Source organism: Membranihabitans marinus, from assembly GCF_021729155.1.
Lineage (GTDB): Bacteria > Bacteroidota > Bacteroidia > Chitinophagales > Saprospiraceae > Membranihabitans > Membranihabitans marinus.
The window spans coordinates 1-17,037 of record NZ_JAJQYA010000017.1; the positions used below are offsets into that span (position 1 = coordinate 1).

The 17,037-nt window shown below is 38.6% G+C and carries 13 protein-coding genes and 1 tRNA gene; 2 read left to right on the forward strand and 12 right to left on the reverse strand.

Annotation, left to right across the window (positions count from 1 at the left end):
* Nucleotides 1-267: 267 nt before the first annotated feature.
* The 7 genes from LVD51_RS11705 to LVD51_RS11735 all read right to left on the reverse strand — a co-directional run bounded on the left by LVD51_RS11705 (nucleotide 268) and on the right by LVD51_RS11735 (nucleotide 6,299).
* Nucleotides 268-342, reverse strand: a tRNA-Val gene (locus LVD51_RS11705).
* A 219-nt stretch (nucleotides 343-561) separates the two neighbouring features.
* A complete protein-coding gene (locus LVD51_RS11710) occupies nucleotides 562-1,551 on the reverse strand; it encodes a M28 family peptidase (protein WP_236971564.1) in 990 nt (329 codons plus the stop codon).
* Between the two features lie 9 nt (nucleotides 1,552-1,560).
* Entirely contained in the window at nucleotides 1,561-2,607 is a 1,047-nt protein-coding gene (locus LVD51_RS11715; protein WP_236971565.1) for an endonuclease/exonuclease/phosphatase family protein, read from the reverse strand.
* A 3-nt stretch (nucleotides 2,608-2,610) separates the two neighbouring features.
* A complete protein-coding gene (locus LVD51_RS11720) occupies nucleotides 2,611-3,483 on the reverse strand; it encodes a rhomboid family protein (protein WP_236971566.1) in 873 nt (290 codons plus the stop codon).
* Complete coding sequence (locus LVD51_RS11725; protein WP_236971567.1) at nucleotides 3,476-4,141, reverse strand: rhomboid family intramembrane serine protease; 666 nt, start codon at nucleotides 4,139-4,141, stop codon at nucleotides 3,476-3,478. Before LVD51_RS11725 ends, LVD51_RS11720 begins: the two co-directional genes overlap by 8 nt.
* On the reverse strand, nucleotides 4,141-5,958 hold the full coding sequence (mutL, locus tag LVD51_RS11730; RefSeq protein ID WP_236971568.1) for a DNA mismatch repair endonuclease MutL: 1,818 nt from the start codon (nucleotides 5,956-5,958) through the stop codon (nucleotides 4,141-4,143). Before mutL ends, LVD51_RS11725 begins: the two co-directional genes overlap by 1 nt.
* 5 nt (nucleotides 5,959-5,963) lie before the next feature.
* Entirely contained in the window at nucleotides 5,964-6,299 is a 336-nt protein-coding gene (locus tag LVD51_RS11735) for a hypothetical protein (protein WP_236971569.1), read from the reverse strand.
* A 97-nt stretch (nucleotides 6,300-6,396) separates the two neighbouring features.
* On the opposite strand from LVD51_RS11735, the gene LVD51_RS11740 reads away from it, so the two are divergent.
* Both LVD51_RS11740 and LVD51_RS11745 read left to right on the forward strand, forming a co-directional pair.
* Entirely contained in the window at nucleotides 6,397-8,289 is a 1,893-nt protein-coding gene (locus LVD51_RS11740) for an amidophosphoribosyltransferase (RefSeq protein ID WP_236971570.1), read from the forward strand.
* Nucleotides 8,290-8,316: 27 nt separating this feature from the next.
* Nucleotides 8,317-9,414, forward strand: a complete 1,098-nt coding sequence (locus LVD51_RS11745) for a site-2 protease family protein (protein WP_236971571.1) — start codon at nucleotides 8,317-8,319, stop codon at nucleotides 9,412-9,414.
* Nucleotides 9,415-9,815: 401 nt separating this feature from the next.
* On the opposite strand, the gene LVD51_RS11750 is transcribed toward LVD51_RS11745, so the two are convergent.
* The 5 genes from LVD51_RS11750 to LVD51_RS11770 form a co-directional block, all read right to left on the reverse strand.
* A complete protein-coding gene (locus LVD51_RS11750; protein WP_236971572.1) occupies nucleotides 9,816-13,160 on the reverse strand; it encodes a PVC-type heme-binding CxxCH protein in 3,345 nt (1,114 codons plus the stop codon).
* Nucleotides 13,161-13,211: 51 nt separating this feature from the next.
* A complete protein-coding gene (locus tag LVD51_RS11755; protein ID WP_236971573.1) occupies nucleotides 13,212-13,631 on the reverse strand; it encodes a cupin domain-containing protein in 420 nt (139 codons plus the stop codon).
* A 5-nt stretch (nucleotides 13,632-13,636) separates the two neighbouring features.
* Complete coding sequence (locus tag LVD51_RS11760; protein ID WP_236971574.1) at nucleotides 13,637-14,497, reverse strand: phosphoenolpyruvate hydrolase family protein; 861 nt, start codon at nucleotides 14,495-14,497, stop codon at nucleotides 13,637-13,639.
* A 177-nt stretch (nucleotides 14,498-14,674) separates the two neighbouring features.
* Nucleotides 14,675-15,910: a Tm-1-like ATP-binding domain-containing protein gene (locus tag LVD51_RS11765; RefSeq protein ID WP_236971575.1), complete on the reverse strand. Its 1,236-nt coding sequence runs from the start codon at nucleotides 15,908-15,910 to the stop codon at nucleotides 14,675-14,677.
* 306 nt (nucleotides 15,911-16,216) lie between these two features.
* Nucleotides 16,217-16,972, reverse strand: coding sequence for a sulfite exporter TauE/SafE family protein (locus LVD51_RS11770; RefSeq protein ID WP_236971576.1), 756 nt, complete (start codon nucleotides 16,970-16,972; stop codon nucleotides 16,217-16,219).
* Nucleotides 16,973-17,037: the final 65 nt, after the last annotated feature.

The window sequence follows — 17,037 nt, forward strand, 5'->3', positions numbered from 1 at the left end:
CCGTAAATCTTCAGGTATTTAGCCACTGTGCTCCGGCGTGACTGCAACATAAATCGATAGGTTTTTAGCCACTGGCTCCGGTTCACTCATCCAATTGATATTTAATCAATTGTGTTGCACTTCATGCAACTGCATTCAGTTACCCCGCCAGCGAATGATATTATTGAAAATGACATCCAAGTAGCTCTTCCTAAAAAAATAAAGATGAAATATAAGGTAGGGGCAAAAAAAAAGAGTTGTTGAAAAATCAACAACTCTTAATCAATGTGGGCGATGAGAGACTCGAACTCCCGACCCCCTGGGTGTAAACCAGGTGCTCTGAACCAACTGAGCTAATCGCCCGAACTATGCTTAATTTATGTTTTATTTCTTTCGAATATCAACCGCAAACTGTATTGCTCTTAAGCGGTTGCAAATATAGTTCTTATCTCAATAAATGCAAATTTTTTCGCCAAAAAAATCTATAAATTTTAAAAAAAATTGAGCCATTCGTATTCGCTTATTTTAAGCATTTGATTGTCAATGGACTATCACCCGGACACTATTTCAATAAAATTTCCTTTAAAAATAATTGGCATCGAATCGGTAGAGGGTAGCCGTTACTACTCTTCCCACCGCTTTTATAACATCCTTGTCAATGACATCCATATTATCATTTTCAGTATGCCAATGCGGCCCAAAAGCAGAATTACTCGGTTTGTTGATAATATCAATGGTAGGAATACCTATAATTTGATTTATAAATAAATGATCATCCACCACCCCATTGGAAAGAGTTTTATTCACAAAATATTGACCGTAGCCCATACTATTGGCCAATTGCCATACCGTATGAACCAATTCCGGCGCATAGGTCAATGAAACTCCTTCTTTTAAAAACTTGGCCCCTTTTGCTCCGACCATATCTAACAATATCCCATAGTCGGCTCGATATCCCTTTATATGTGGGTTTCTCGCCCAGTATTGAGCACCCAAACACCAACTTTTTCCATCGGCATCGTTACTCTTTCCCTGGTCTTCGAGATCGGTAAACAAAATATCCACTCCTACGTCAATCCCCGCACTTCTTATCATCCTAGCCATTTCTATTAAAACCCCTACTCCACTAGCTCCATCATCGGCCCCCATTACTCCATCATTTACTTTGGTTTTATCCTGAGCGTGATCGGCAATAAATCTTGAATCCCAATGGGCCAACAATAACAACCTCCGATCTGAATCCGGATTAATCGATCCAATGATATTAAATCCTTGTAAGGATACTCCATCGTAGCGTTTGGCAGTAAAAGATTGTTCCACTACTCGATCGCAATATTTTTCTAACTTATCCACTAAATAGTCCTTAGTTTGCACATGGGCTTCAGTATTCGGAATTCTTTTCCCAAATTTTACTTGATCTGCTATATATTGATAGGCTGAATCCGCAATAAACTGAGGTATAGTCAGCGGCTTTCGTTCCAACTTCGGTGCTTCTTTTACCGCAGTAGATTGATTGGAATTCGAGCTACAAGCAAAAAATAAAAAAACGAGTAAAATAGATGTAAATCTCATAGATAAAATTTATTGAGCACAAAATTCAAACGTCGTCGATATTGGATTGTGATCAGAATAATGAACTTTTTTTATATTGGTATTATAGATACAAAAGTTAGAATCTACAAAAATATGATCAATTTTAAGGGGAACCAACAGTCCATTATAGGTTTGGGCAAATCCCAATCCTCTTTTTACAAAAGAATCATCCACCATGGTTGACAATCTCTTATACACTACCGAATAGGGAGTATCATTGGCGTCGCCGGCTACGATAACTGGATGGGGTGAATCGACAATATAAGAATGTATATTTTCTATTTCTTTAATTCTCAGTTCGCTATTATCCCCATATGATTTAATCATAGCGATCAACTTCTTCAGCCCCTTGGCATTGGAAATGGATTCGGCTGAAAAACGTTCAGCACGCAGGGTTACCCCATTGGAGTGGAGATGAAGGTTGATTACTCTTATCGATTTATTTGGAAATTTTACATCCATTATCATGGCCATTGGATTGCCCTCTTGGTTTTGTAGCACGGCAACCTTTTCAATGGCGTATTTACTTAAAATTCCCAAGGAATATTCATTGTCTTTAAAGTCAGATGACGAATAGTTATAATTTAAAGACTTTTTTACTTCATTGAGCTTACCCTTGGATATTTCTTGAAATAAAAAAATGTCTGGTTTTTCTTTTTGATAATCATCAATGAAATCCTTGAATTGATTCTTTTTTAAATGGTAAAAATTATTTTTCACATTAAATGAAGTAATTGAGAAGAGTTCTTTGTCCTCAGGTAGATTAGGTGAAAAGTGAAATCCCATTTGACGCACCGTCGTTCCCGATGTCATGACCAATACTACAACGGCAGCCCAAGTATATTTAGACCCCAATGCAAGCAATAATATTCCAGTAATAAAAACAGCGAATACCGAATATGGATAGATCAGTGAAAAAATAGCGAAAATGGAATAATAACTAGGTGAAAAAAATTGTCCCGCAAATCCCAACAATAAAGAGGAGATGAAAACAAAATTTATCACAACCAATATCCATTTAATTATTTTTTTCACTCCTTACTTTTTACTGACTTCAAAGAGAAAGTCTTTTTCTTCCTGACTTAATTTTTCATAGCCTTCTTCTTTTATTTTCTCCAACACAGCATCTATTCTCTGTTGCTCGGTCAGGCTGCGCTCCTTGGTTTTCTTCAGATCCATCATTTTTTCTTTATTGACCATGACCTTAAAACTTGGGCGCTTTTTAACCTTGGGTTTCCATTTGATATCTCCCAAATCGATTCCATTGTACAACAACTTTATATATAGAAATCCCATAAAGGCGCCTCCTAAGTGAGCTACATGACCTCCAGAATTACTCATTGAAGGAATCATAATTAAATCGAGTAAAACCAGGGCCAATACCAAAAATTTTAATTTGACATTGCCTATAAACAACAATCTCATCTCGTGATCGGGTACCATAGTAGCAGCAGCTACCGCTATCCCCATTACCGCTGCAGAAGCACCAAAAGCAAAAACTTCTCCAGTGTAAAGCAATTTGGAAAATCCAAAAAAGAACAAGGCTCCGCACAGGCCTGCTATTATATAAATATTGATAATTTTTCTAGGTCCTAAAAGATTTTCAAGGATTCTACCAAACCACATTAGGTATAGCATATTAAACAGAATGTGGAGTAAGCCCAAATGCATAAACATATGAGTAATCCAAGTCCAAGGACGCAATATAATATACCTCCATTCATTGGAAAGTGAAAGTCCATCGACAATGGTATAGTAAAATCCTGGCAATTCACCAGCATTACCTATAAACAGAACCAATCGAAACAACATTATGGCCAAGAAAAACCCAATGTTTATCAGAATTAGTTTTATCGTCATCCCCCCGTATTGATACTGGAAGATCAAATCTTTTTTAATAGAGTCAAACATAGCGATTCGTTTTACGCCAATATAATACCAATAATATCCCAAATACCAATCCTCCGATATGTGCTAAATGGGCTACTCCGGTATTAAAATTACCAATTCCCAAGAATATTTCCAACATAGCGTAGATGGCTACAAAATATTTGGCCTTGATCGGAATGGGAGGAAACAATAACATTAACTCCGCATTGGGGTAAAGCATTCCAAATCCAGCCAAAACTCCAAAAACCGCTCCCGATGCACCAATAACTCTAAAAGGCGTATTTAAAAAATATTGTTGTTCTATTGGAGACATATTCATAAAGCCCACTTGCCAACTAATAATTTGAAAAATAGCTCCTCCTAGTCCTGCAAAAAAATAAAAGATAAGAAATCGTTTCTGTCCCCATCTACTTTCCAATGCACTACCAAACATATACAAGGCGAACATGTTAAAAAACAAATGGCTCAAATTACCGTGTAAAAACATATGGGTAATCAATTGATACCAAGAAAAATATTTGGATCCTGGATAGTACAGGGCCCCTTCATCTTGAAATCTTCTTAAGAAGTCAAAAACCGCATTATCGGCAGGTAATCCAGGCAAAATAAATGCTCCCGCAACAAATACAATAACGTTTATAATTAATAGGTGCTTTACCGTTTCAGTTAGTCTAATCATTAGGCGAATAGTTTTTCTAGGTCTTCAGATTTTAGAGTTACAAAACACTTTTTACCAGACGGACTTACCGTGGGATCCAAACTAGCAAACAATTGATTGATAATTTGCTGCATTTCTGGTTGTTTAAGTAATTGATTGCGTTTTACACAAAGATTTTTTGCCAATTTTTGAGCCATAATTTCATTTATGTCCATTTTCGAAGTGGTATAATCGGCAAATTCATCGATTAATTGTCGAATAATGGACACTTGTTCACTATTGTTAATCAATAGAATCTCAGGACTCCCTTGAATAATAAATGTTCTAACTCCAAAAGGTTCTATTACAAAACCAAAAGCCTTTAAAGTTGGCAGTAAATTTTCCAATATCTCAGTTTCCACTGCATTGAGCTTTATCACTTCTGGAAATAAAGCTGTTTGAGTATTTTTACTGATCTTATCTCTTTCGTGTAATAATTTTTCAAATAATATTCTCTCGTGGGCATTCTGTTGATCGACCAAGAGTATTCCCGATTTAATGGAACTTAAAATATATGATTTTTTTATTTGTATGGGTTCAAAATGAGTAAAAGTAGATTCCTCCTTAAACTCAATTTCACCGGTTTTGTCATCGGCTAAATTTTGCTCTACCTCTTGACTGGTTTGTTTAACATCGTTGTAAAATCCTGACCAATCTTGTTCTTTTTTGTGTGGAGAATACCTTTCCTCTGTCGGCCTACTTTGTTTGACACTTGTCTGCCCCAATCCTTTTGAAAACTTGGTGTCGATAGAGTTGGACTGGGCTTTAAATTGGAATCCAGGATTTTGATCGAAGTCTATTACGGGCACACTGTGTTGCACCAATGCGTGTTTAACGGCGGCACGAATTAAGTTAAAAATAAACTTTTCGTCTTCAAATTTAATTTCGTGTTTGGCTGGGTGAACATTCACATCGATTTTATCGGGATCTATTTGTAAAAAAACACAAAAGAACGGATAGGTCTTTTCAGCCAAAATGGAACCATATGCCTGATATACAGCGTGATTGAGATAATGACTCTTAATAAATCGATTGTTGACAAATACAAACTGCTCCCCTCTCGATTTTTTGGCGTTTTCTGGTTTCCCAATAAAACCATTGACGTGGAGATACTCGGTTTGTTCTTGAAGGTGAATCAGTTTATTTTCATAGTGATTCCCAAATATTTGTACGATTCGCTGTTTCAGTGGACCAGGATATAACTGGTGATACAGCCTATCATTGTGATGTAAGGAAAAATAGACTTCTGGATTGGCCAAAGCCATATGTTGAAATTCATCCAATATATGCTTAAATTCAACCGTATCTGATTTTAAAAATTTACGACGAGCCGGTGTATTATAAAACAATTGTTGCACGGTAATCGTCGTCCCCGGTGTAGCCTGACAATAATCTTGTTGTGTAATTTTCGATCCCTCCACTTTGACCACATATCCCAACTCTTCTTCGTGCAGTCTGGTCTCTATTTTGGTCTGGCTAATAGAGGCTATAGAAGGCAGGGCCTCACCTCTGAACCCAAGGGTATAAATATGGGAAAGGTCATCGCCAGTTTTTATTTTAGAAGTAGCGTGACGTTCAACACACATTCGAGCGTCCATTTCACTCATACCGGAACCGTTGTCCTTGATTTGAATCAAGGTTTTGCCCGCATCCTTAATCACCACTTCTATCTTTGTTGCACCGGCATCAATCGCATTTTCTAATAATTCTTTTACTACAGAGGACGGTCTTTCGACCACTTCACCTGCAGCAATCTGGTTGGCCACCTTGTCCGGCAGCATTTTTATCACTCCTTCCATACCACTTACTCCACCATTTTTATTAATCCCTCTACGTTAAAATTTAAAATTGCATAAGCCAAACCGGCCAATATTAAAACAATAACAATTACTCTGATATTGGATTGTTTATGACTTTTTCTAGAATAATTTGTCGATATACCTCTAGTCCGAAAGGCATTATTGATCCTAATTTTCGCATTTTCAATACTTTGGTCGTCTTCAGCAGAATTAATTAATCCAGCCTCGGCCTTAGCCCTGCGAATGATGGCATCACGCTCATCTTTTTTGGGATCATAATAACGTGGTACATAGTTAAATTCTCTGTACTTTGGCAATTTTGTAAATTTGAACAAACTCATATCTCCGATTGTATTATTACAAATTTAACCAATAATATCAATTCATTGTTTATTCTCTAAATTATAGATTAAATTTGCATTGATTTAAAACAGATCCATGAGTGAGTTAATTAAGCACGAATGTGGAATAGCGATGATACGATTGCTAAAACCACTAGAATTCTACCAAGAGAAATACGGCAATTCTTTATACGGATTGACCAAACTGCAGATATTATTGCAAAAAATGAGAAATCGTGGGCAAGATGGAGCAGGTCTAGCCACGATTAAACTAGATCCTAAACCAGGATCTAGGTATATCTCGAGATATAGGACCAATAGTAAGAATTATATTTCTGATCTATTCCAACACGTATATCGTCATTTCAACGACTTGCCGCCCGAAATGATGAACGATGTTGAATGGTTAAAAGAAAATAAACCATATACAGGGGAATTGCTCATGGGGCATTTACGCTATGGTACTCATGGTTCCAATAGTATAGAAACCTGCCATCCCTTTCTTCGACAAAACAATTGGATCTCGAGAAATTTAGTAGTCGCTGGAAATTTCAATCTGACCAATGTCGATGAATTATTCGACGAATTGGTTGAATTGGGACAACATCCCAAAGAAAAATCCGATACTGTTACCGTATTGGAAAAAATCGGACATTTTCTCGACGATGAAGTCCAACGATTATTTACCTGGTTTAAGCCCGATGGATTTAACAACGAAGAAATCACTAAAAAGATCATCGACCACCTCGATTTGCAACGCCTATTGCGTAGAGCGAGCAAAAAATGGGACGGTGGCTATGTTATGGGAGGTCTAATTGGTCATGGCGATGCCTTTATCATGCGTGACCCCAACGGCATTAGACCAGCCTACTACTACCACGACGACGAAATAGCTGTAGCAGCCAGCGAACGTCCTGCCATACAAACGGCATTTGACATTCGTTTTAGACATATAAAAGAATTACAACCCGGACATGCCTTAATCTTTAAAAAAGATGGTCTAGTTGAGGAATTGCCTTTTACTGAACCCATGGAAAACAAAGCCTGTAGCTTTGAACGAATTTATTTCTCTAGGGGAACTGATAGAGATATATACTTAGAGAGAAAGCAACTCGGCAAACACCTCGTCAACCAAGTGTTAGAAGAAATTGACTACGATTTCGAAAACACTGTTCTGTCTTTTGTCCCCAATACGGCTGAGACTGCATTTTTGGGTTTGGTTGAAGGAATGGAAGAAGCCGCCGATAAAGTGCGAATGGAAAAAATTCTCGAACTTGGCCGCACTCCTACCAAGGAGGATTTACTCGAACTTAAGAAAATAAGGGCTCGAGTGGAGAAAATCGTAGTAAAGGATGCCAAAATGAGAACCTTTATCGCCGATAATGAGATCAGAGGACAAATGGTTTCTCACATCTACGATGTTACCTACGGCATAGTTCAGAACCACGTAGACACATTGGTACTGGTAGACGACAGTATAGTTAGGGGAACTACCTTGCGCGATAGCATTATTAAAATGGTCGATCGCCTACACCCAAAGAAAATTATTTTTGTTTCTTCAGCTCCTCAAATTCGATTTCCGGATTGCTATGGAATTGATATGTCTGAATTAGGTAAATTTATTGCATTTCAAGCTGCCATCCAACTTATAGAAGAAAATGGAATGGAAGACTTGCTCGATAATATATACCAAAAATGTGTGGCTCAATTAAGTCTTCCCAAAGAGGAAGTGGTCAATTATGTAAAAGAAGTGTTCGAACCTTTTACCTATGAGCAGGTGTCCAACAAAATTGCTGAAATTTTAACTCCTCCTGGCATTGATGCAGAAGTTAAAATTATATACCAAACAATCGATGGTTTACATAGGGCTTGCCCGAACAATAAAGGAGATTGGTACTTTAGTGGAAATTATCCCACCCCTGGAGGAAATAAAGTAGTAAATAAATCCTTTATAAATTATATGGATCGTGTGGAAGCTCGGGCGTATTAATACTAAATTTAGTATTTAAACTTATATATGATGTTTAATCTTGGATCAATCTATTTAGGAAAATACTTCGGCATACCAGTTAAGGTTCATTGGAGTTTTGGTTTATTGTTTTTCTATGTGATATACACTGGACAGCAATTTGGAATGCCAGTAAAGGGCATATTGAATTTTGCCCTATTTACCTTACTGATATTTCTATGCGTAGTATTACATGAATTTGGACACTCGCTTTCCGCTCGAAAGTATGGCGTCAATACTCAAGATATACTCATCACCCCTATCGGCGGTCTTGCAAGATTGGAAAGATTGCCAGAAAATCCCTTCCATGAAATGGTAGTAGCCATTGCAGGTCCAGCTGTAAATCTGGTCATTGCTGGTATATTGGCCTTTTTCCTTTGGATTACAGATTATGGTTTTGGCATTATCGGAGACAATGAATCACAGGTCTTCAATTACTACAGTAATTTCCCCGTATTGTTGATGTTTTTGAATCTTGCCTTATTGGTATTTAACCTTATTCCAGCATTTCCCATGGATGGTGGACGCATATTGCGGGCTGGCATTTCCATATTTAAGGGACGTGAAAAAGGCACTTTAATAGCATCATGGGTCGGCAGAGTGCTGGCCGTTATGTTTATGATATACGGTGTGTACTTCAATCAATGGGGCCTAATATTTATTGGAGTATTTATTTTCTTTGCCGCTAGATCTGAATACCGCAGTGTAGCCATTGAAGAGCGACTTAAATCTGGTAGAGTAGCCGACATTTTATCCAATGCTGTCCACATTTTTGAAGAAAATGATTTAATGCAAGATGTTTTCAAGCAAGATGATGACAACTATTGTGATGCCTATCTAGTGAAAAATGAATCAGAAAAAATTATTGGCATTATCAATCGCGAAGTCATCAATCAAGCGCGAACCGATGGCGACATTTTCACCCCGCTATACCGCTATATGAGTGACCATTTCGAACCAGTAACCCCGGAATTGCCTATCAGACAATTATTCTACTTGTTTAGTACTAAAACTTATCAAATCCTCCCTGTATTTGGCAACGGCGGCTTTATGGGTATAGTTTCTAGGTCTGACTTACAAGATTTTCTAACTCTTAAACAGAAATAACAACTAGGCAGAGGAATTTAGCCTCCCTTGTTTTACCACTTACCTTATACCAATTACGTTATATAATTAATGGCATATATCCAATTGCGAACTATGCATTGGATATTTCGCAAAATACAACCAATCGGGTCGTTTACTTGTGAGTAATTCGTATAAGTCTCTCTCACTATTCTGTATCGCTATCCAGTCCGCGGTGACCTACAATAGCAATATCCAAGCCCAACATACACCACTAACTTTCAATTCAATCCAAGGGCATCATTAAACTATTCAATATTCATATCCCTGAACAAAAACCATACACATCCTACTGGTATATAGAAGAATATGGCTAGATTTTTACAGAAAAATATTCTAGAATAATATAATTCCTTCATCCAAATGGTAATAAGTCTACCGTATTATTTTTTTATTACATAGTCAAGACTGTTTTTCAAAATAGTTTTATAAGCATCTAGACCATGGGCTCTGTCATCGTGACCTAGGGTATTGGCAACGATACGTGCATTGGGGTGTTTGACCGTCCAAACAACGGGAAATTCTTCACCGGACTCCAGACCACGGCCAATAGCCAGTACTTCAATTTCACTGCCCTGAGGATCGGCTTTCCACCGGTACAATTCATCAATTATTCTAAACTTCGCTGGAACATTTTTCATAATAGGATGATTGGGCTGAACCACTTCCACCTCAAATTCCCCTAACTTTTCATGAGAACTAGATCCTCCCCCAACCCATTCGAGATTATAATCAGGCCAATCTTTCCAATTATACCAAGTGCTGGGATGATAGATCAATGCATTCATTTCACCGGACTTGATACGAGACATCAATAAATTTTTAGTTTCACGGTCAAAGGGTTTATTATTTGATAAAAACAATACGTCCGTCGTTCTCAACCACTCCCTTAATTGTTGTCCATCTTCAGTATAATATACATTGTTATTTCCATTGTCGCTCAATACTTTACCATCAGCTTCACCAAAGTATTTTAAAAAATTATGAGAACCTCCTCCTCCCATTATAGATATTTGGATAGCCTCTGTTCTAGATGAGATATAACTCCCTGGTGCATCTACGACTATCACACCTTGCATCATTCGCCAATGACCGGGGAATGTACACAAAAATGGATAGATACCGGGAATATCCGGCAGTTTGAATGTTATCGATTCCGACTCCCCCGGAGCCAACATTCCTGTGGCCGAAATCACGTATTTGGACCCAGGGACGTAGCCCATTTTTTCCGCCTCTGGATTTTTCATAAATTCATCGACCATCACTCCAAAAGCTTCAGTACTACCGGGCTCTATAACTACTAGATTATGAGACATTTCATCTTCGTTGTTTAATACCAACTCTACTACTTGTCCGGCCGATGCCTTTAGCACTGTTTTATCATACGCCATTTTTTGGCTAACGGTATTAAGGTGAAAAACTACATCGGCTTTTAATTTCCCTACCTTGCCAATGCCTAGATCGATATACCTATTCCCACCTTTGTCGTGACAGTATACCGCTATTGTATTTTTGCCTTTTTTAAATAGATCCATTTTATCTGAATCCAATTTGTGATATTTATAGCTAGATTGCACACTTCCACTAGACAATAACAAGGAACCATTAACATAGACTTCAAAATTGTTGTCGTGTATATACTTTAAAACCAAATCAAGGTCGACATCATCCAAATAAAAATCGGTACGCATCCATATATCTGTACCCGTCCAAGTGGTTTGTTTATCGACATCGTCACCACCACCAAATACAGCCTTCCCAGATTTCCAACTGCCATCGTTGAATCCCTCTTCCTGCCAGTTATCTGCGGGTTGGGTAAAAGTATACTTCCAGTTAAAGCTTCCCTCCTCGGCACTTGGCATCAACATGACGACGGATTGGGGATCGACATCTTCGGTATTCATCGTGCGGTGATATACTTTTCGAGCAGCCGGCATCCATTTATCTTCTTCTTCACTTGCCAAATCCATACCTTGTAAACTCTGGAACAATTCCACAGTCTCGGGCAAATCTCCGGCCTTCAACAAAGCCTTTAATCTAATCCTTAAATCCTCACTTTGCAAACACTGGGATTCTGCCAACATTTGGCTACCTTCCATTGATATGGGCAGTAAGTCAATAGCGGCTACCACCACGGCATAACTATCATTACTCAAACTCTTCTTTAGAAGATTCATAGCCTCGGCATTGGTTTCCTCGAGGGCATTTAACCCATCGAGACTATACAAGGCGTGTAGAGCCGATGGATTGAATCCAGTCTTGTCTATATCATCCTCATTCCCCGCAATAGTCATCAAATCAGGGATTAAGTCCGTAAGTTGATTTTCAACAATTAGACGTTGAGCTGTTGTTCTCCAAAACATATTGTCGCTATGCAATGCATTTAACAATTCTTCACCGTCATTGGGACTTAGTGATTTTATCTTTTGTTTCTTCCCTCGTTTTGGTTTTAAAACATAGATACGACCATGTCTTTTGTCTCTCAAGTTATTGATATGAGCATTCCCTTCTCCTTTGATATCGTTCCATATTTGATTATCCATTCCCCGTCGATCCGGATTGTGTTGAATGACGGGATTATACCAATCGGCCACCCAAATATTGCCATCGGGTCCAGTTTCTGAAAACACAGGGGCAGTCCATGCATCGGTACTGGCAAAAATATTCCCTCCATCTTCTTCGACATAACCGGCACCAGATTGAACAATCTTAGCCAAATGAACTACATGACCAGTGGGTTCATTCACCAGCATTTGATTCCAATATTCTTCAGGAAAATTCCTGGCCGTATAAAAATTGGCCCCTGCAGCTGCGGTAAATCCGCCCCGCACATCTACTTGCTGTAGCGGTATAGTATCAACGGTTGTAATTTCGTAATGACCTTGGATAAAGTCGGCATTCAATGCCCATTTAGGCAGTTTATCTAAATATTGATAATGTTTTAATGGTATTCCCACATAACAAGCGTGATTATTGTTGGCTGTAGATCCAAATATTTCAAAATTTTCACTAAAACCCAATCCCCATGTATTATTATTGAACTGTCCAACAGGCTCAAAAAACCTTCCGTCTTTAGAAAATCGATAGACGCCCATTTTAAAAGTAATATCACGATCAATAAATTTGCCTTCAAAACCAGAATAACCGACAGCACCCCACAACATATTATCCAATCCATATCTCAAACTCGAAGGCCCAGCGTGAGTATCCCAGGTTCCAAATCCATCAAATAAAACAGTAGAGTGATCCATCTTGTCATCCCCATCCCTGTCTTCTAAAAAAACCATATTCGGGGCTTGACTTACTATAATCCCACCTTTAACTACGGTAATTCCAGTTGTTAAACTCTGCTCGGTTGCAAAATCTGTAAACTTATCTGCCTTCCCATCTCCGTCTGTATCTTCGCATATTGTAATTCGATCTCCACCTACTTCATTGGCCAATTCATGGGGGTAATCTTGAGATTGCACAACGTAGAGCCGTCCTCTCTCATCCCATGTAAAGGCGATGGGATTGATAATATTGGGCTCGGCAGCGAACAACTCTACTTCAAACCCTTCGGGAACCTGAATATGTAATCGAGAATCTTCTGGACTTAAAGGATCCTGTACCCTAGGCTCTGTTCCTGAATAAGTCAATGGAGGCAAAGGCTGATCTGTTGATTGACAACCTAAAAAGACCGTGAATACAGTACTGAAGACGAATAATTGGAAGATAATAGATTTCATATGTTCAATCAATTTTTAACTAAAAAGAAAGGATCTAGGCCTTTATGACCATTAAATAGTAGACACATTATTTCTATAAGAATTATAGGGAGGATCTCGGCTAACATCGATAGTACCTGCCTCCCAACCCTGGCTTGGAGATAGAACCGCTAAAAACACCAAGTCAGTATCCCCGACATTGAAGGTGGCGTGAACCACATCGGGGTCTAAATAAATAGAATCCCCAGGCCTTAAAATCTGTTTTTCATCTTCAATCCACTGCTCGGCTTTTCCTTCTAAAAAGTAAAGGATTTCATTCATCCCAGGGTGCTTGTGAAAATCATGGCCCTTACCCACGGGAATGGTAACTTTGACCATATAGGTTTGACCCAATTCCATGATTTGAGGATGATAATGCCAATGGTGAATTCGTCCCTCAACTATTTCATGGAAAACATCATCGTTTTTAACAAATTTCCACAGTTTGTCCATTTTCCTCATTTTAAAGTCAGCGACTTAAATGATTTAGTCAGATTAGTCAACGACTCTTCTACTCCCATTCGCTCAAGTGATGAAGCGCCAACAAATCCATGGGCAGTCGTATGATCTAAGATATACCTTACATCATCAGGGGTATTAATAGGACCTCCATGAGCCAAGAAAAAAGTATCTGGATGACTTCGATGGACGGCGTCTATTATTTTCTGTGTTCGCTCGACCGCTTCATCCATTGAACAAGTAGCTCCACTTACACCGATAGACCCTCCGACCGTAGTACCCACATGGGCAATGATGGCATCGGCTCCTACATCGGCCATTTGAACGGCTTCCTCAGGGCGGCCCACATAAACGATGGTAAACAAATCCATCCTATTGGCCAAGGAGATCATATCTACCTCTTTCTTAAAACTCATCCCTGTCTCTTCAAGAACATTTCTAAAATGACCATCTATAATTGAATGAGTGGGAAAATTATTGACCCCGGAAAAACCCATATCCTTCACCTGACCTAAAAAGTGCCACATTCTTCTGCGCGGATCACTGCCATGGACACCGCAGACCACTGGAATTTCTTCTACTACGGGCAGAACTTCAAACTCTCCAATTTCCATAGCTACGGCATTGGCATCTCCGTACGCCATCATTCCAGCAGTTGAACCATGACCAGACATCCTAAATCTCCCCGAATTGTATATGATAATAAGGTCTGCTCCACCTTTTTCAATAAATTTGGCACTAATTCCCGTACCGGCACCGGCAGCGATTATGGCCTTGTTTTGATCTAGAGTTTGTTTTAATCGATCCCTTACTTCCTGCTTACTATATGGGTTTCCGACACCCGTCCATGGATTTGGCATATTTTATATTTTAAATTTCAGTCATGCGACTATAAATATTTTCAAGAACCACTTATCTCCCCATCAATAATAGAGAAAATAATAGAGGCACAATATAAAAAAAATTGGCAATCACCATTACATCAATTATTTCAAGTTATATAAACAATCAAACTTTTTATTTGGATAAAAACTGAGCTACATTATCTTCAACAATTCTTCTACAGCCAGATTAGCAAATTCTACGGTATTGACATTCATGGGAATTTCGAGTACAGACACTGTTGAATTTAAATTTTGTTTCAGGGTATCAAAGAGAACTCTATCAACCATGGGTTGATAAAATGGCTGTCCAGGCCCACTGACAATTGACAGTCCTTCGGAGGGCAAAAGAACTACCACTGGCGCCATGGACTGATTTATTTTGCGAGCCATGGATTGACCTATAATCTGATTTTCCTCCTTATTGGTTCTCATCAGGGTCACATCAGGAGCCCAAGAAAAAAGTTGGCGATTGGCATAAGGTTCGGGCACAGTTTCCATTGGTCCAAAATTGACCATATCCATACAGCCAGGAACCACTACTTGAGGTAAGCCCATTGTTGCAGCAGCGGTTAATCGATCGGGCCCGGCGCTACATATACCTCCGCAAAGTTCATCGACCAATTCCGTCGTGGTTATATCGAGTACTGCATCAAAAAAACCATCCAAAATCAATGACTCCATGGTTTTTCCTCCCACACCTACAGCGTGAAAAGTATATACGTCGTAATCCAATGCCCTCAGTAATGCAGAACAGTGATTGACACAGAGAGTAGTATTTCCAAAAACACTAATGGCTATATTGCCCTTATTGGAAGGAAGGGGTAAATCTGGCGCATTCACCATGCCCACAACTGCTCCTGCACCATGAAGCATCACTTGTTTACTTATTTGATTGAGTCCGGCCACATCGACAATGGATGGCATCAATACAATATCTTTTCCCCCTATAATATTTGACAGATCTTTGGAGGCTAATGTACTTATACACAACTTCGGAATGCCAAAGGGAATAGACAACATGGCATTTAATGCAACGTAAGTACCACCACCTCCGCCCATACCGATGACAGCCAATACTTTGCCTTCATCCGACATCTGCTTTAAAACCAACCTACTTCCTCGCCCCATGACTTCTAAACCATACTGACGATCTGCCCCATCTACCAAGTTATCCAGTTTTTCACCAGCGGCCTCAGCTACATCACGATTGGATATATGAACAGGAAAAAGATCTGTACTGCCTAAAATCCCGAGATTTACTGTGATAATAGGAAGATTATAATATTGTAAACAAGTGTAGAGATAGTGAAAGTCTTCCGCCTTTGTATCAAAACAGCCCACCATTACGATAGAAGGTTTAATATTTACAGCCCGATCAACATTATTCATTTGGAAAAACGTTTTTCTTATATAATAAAAAACTAAACTAACTCAATTTATTAACATTTTACAAATGAATTTACCCAAACAAACAACATAAATGTCAATTAATACAAAGACAGTAACACATTCTCGATGTTGACAAATAGATTAAATATAAAATCCTGAATAACTTTTAGTCATTAAAATACCCTACATTGAATACCGATAGATGAATACGACTAACGGAGGAAAAGTCTAATATGGATATGAGTTTTTGAATTTAAATAATGAAGCCATTCCTCTCTCTTCACAATTCACAAAGAACTTATTATTTTACTTAAACAACAAAAGTAAAGCGCCTAGCGCGGTGAGAATTAAGATCATTTTACGATAAAAGTCATCTTTAATCAATTCGACGATTCTCACCCCTACGAATAGGCCAATTAACATACCTGGCAATAATTTAACATTGAGCATTAGGGACTGATAGGTAATGGTATCCCAATAAAATACATGAAAGGGTACTTTAAAAGAATTCACTATTAAAAACAACCAAGCTGCCGTACCTATAAATTGATTCTTAGGCAATCTCATGGCCAAGAAATATATATTAGAAAAGGCTCCAGCCAGATTGCCAATCATTGTAGTGATACCGGCCAAACTCCCAATCATACCTGCAAAAGCCCAATGACTGGGTACTTTTTTAGACTTTTTCCGATCCCACCAATACATCATAGCTACGGTTAATAAAATAATGGCGGCCATCGTCCATCGAAAAATATTGGGAGGTAGATCTTTCCCTATAACCGTCCCAATTAAAACACCGAGAATCATCCAGGGCAATATCCTAATGATGTGGCTCCACTGAGCATGTCGATTGTAGTATATAACCGCAAAAATATCACCAACCACCAACAACGGCAACAATACCCCTGTCGAAGCTTTCGCCCCAAAGGCAAGGGCCATTAAGGTGACAATAATGATTGAGATTCCTTTTAGTCCAGATTTTGAAATACCCAAGATAAATGAAGCCAACAAAGCGAGAATCCAACCTGAGGGAGATGCCGTCAAAGCGGTAATATAAGTCATATAAGTAGAAATTATAAAATACTAGGGCAATAGAAATTAATGTAAAGCGGGTAAGGGAAATTGAA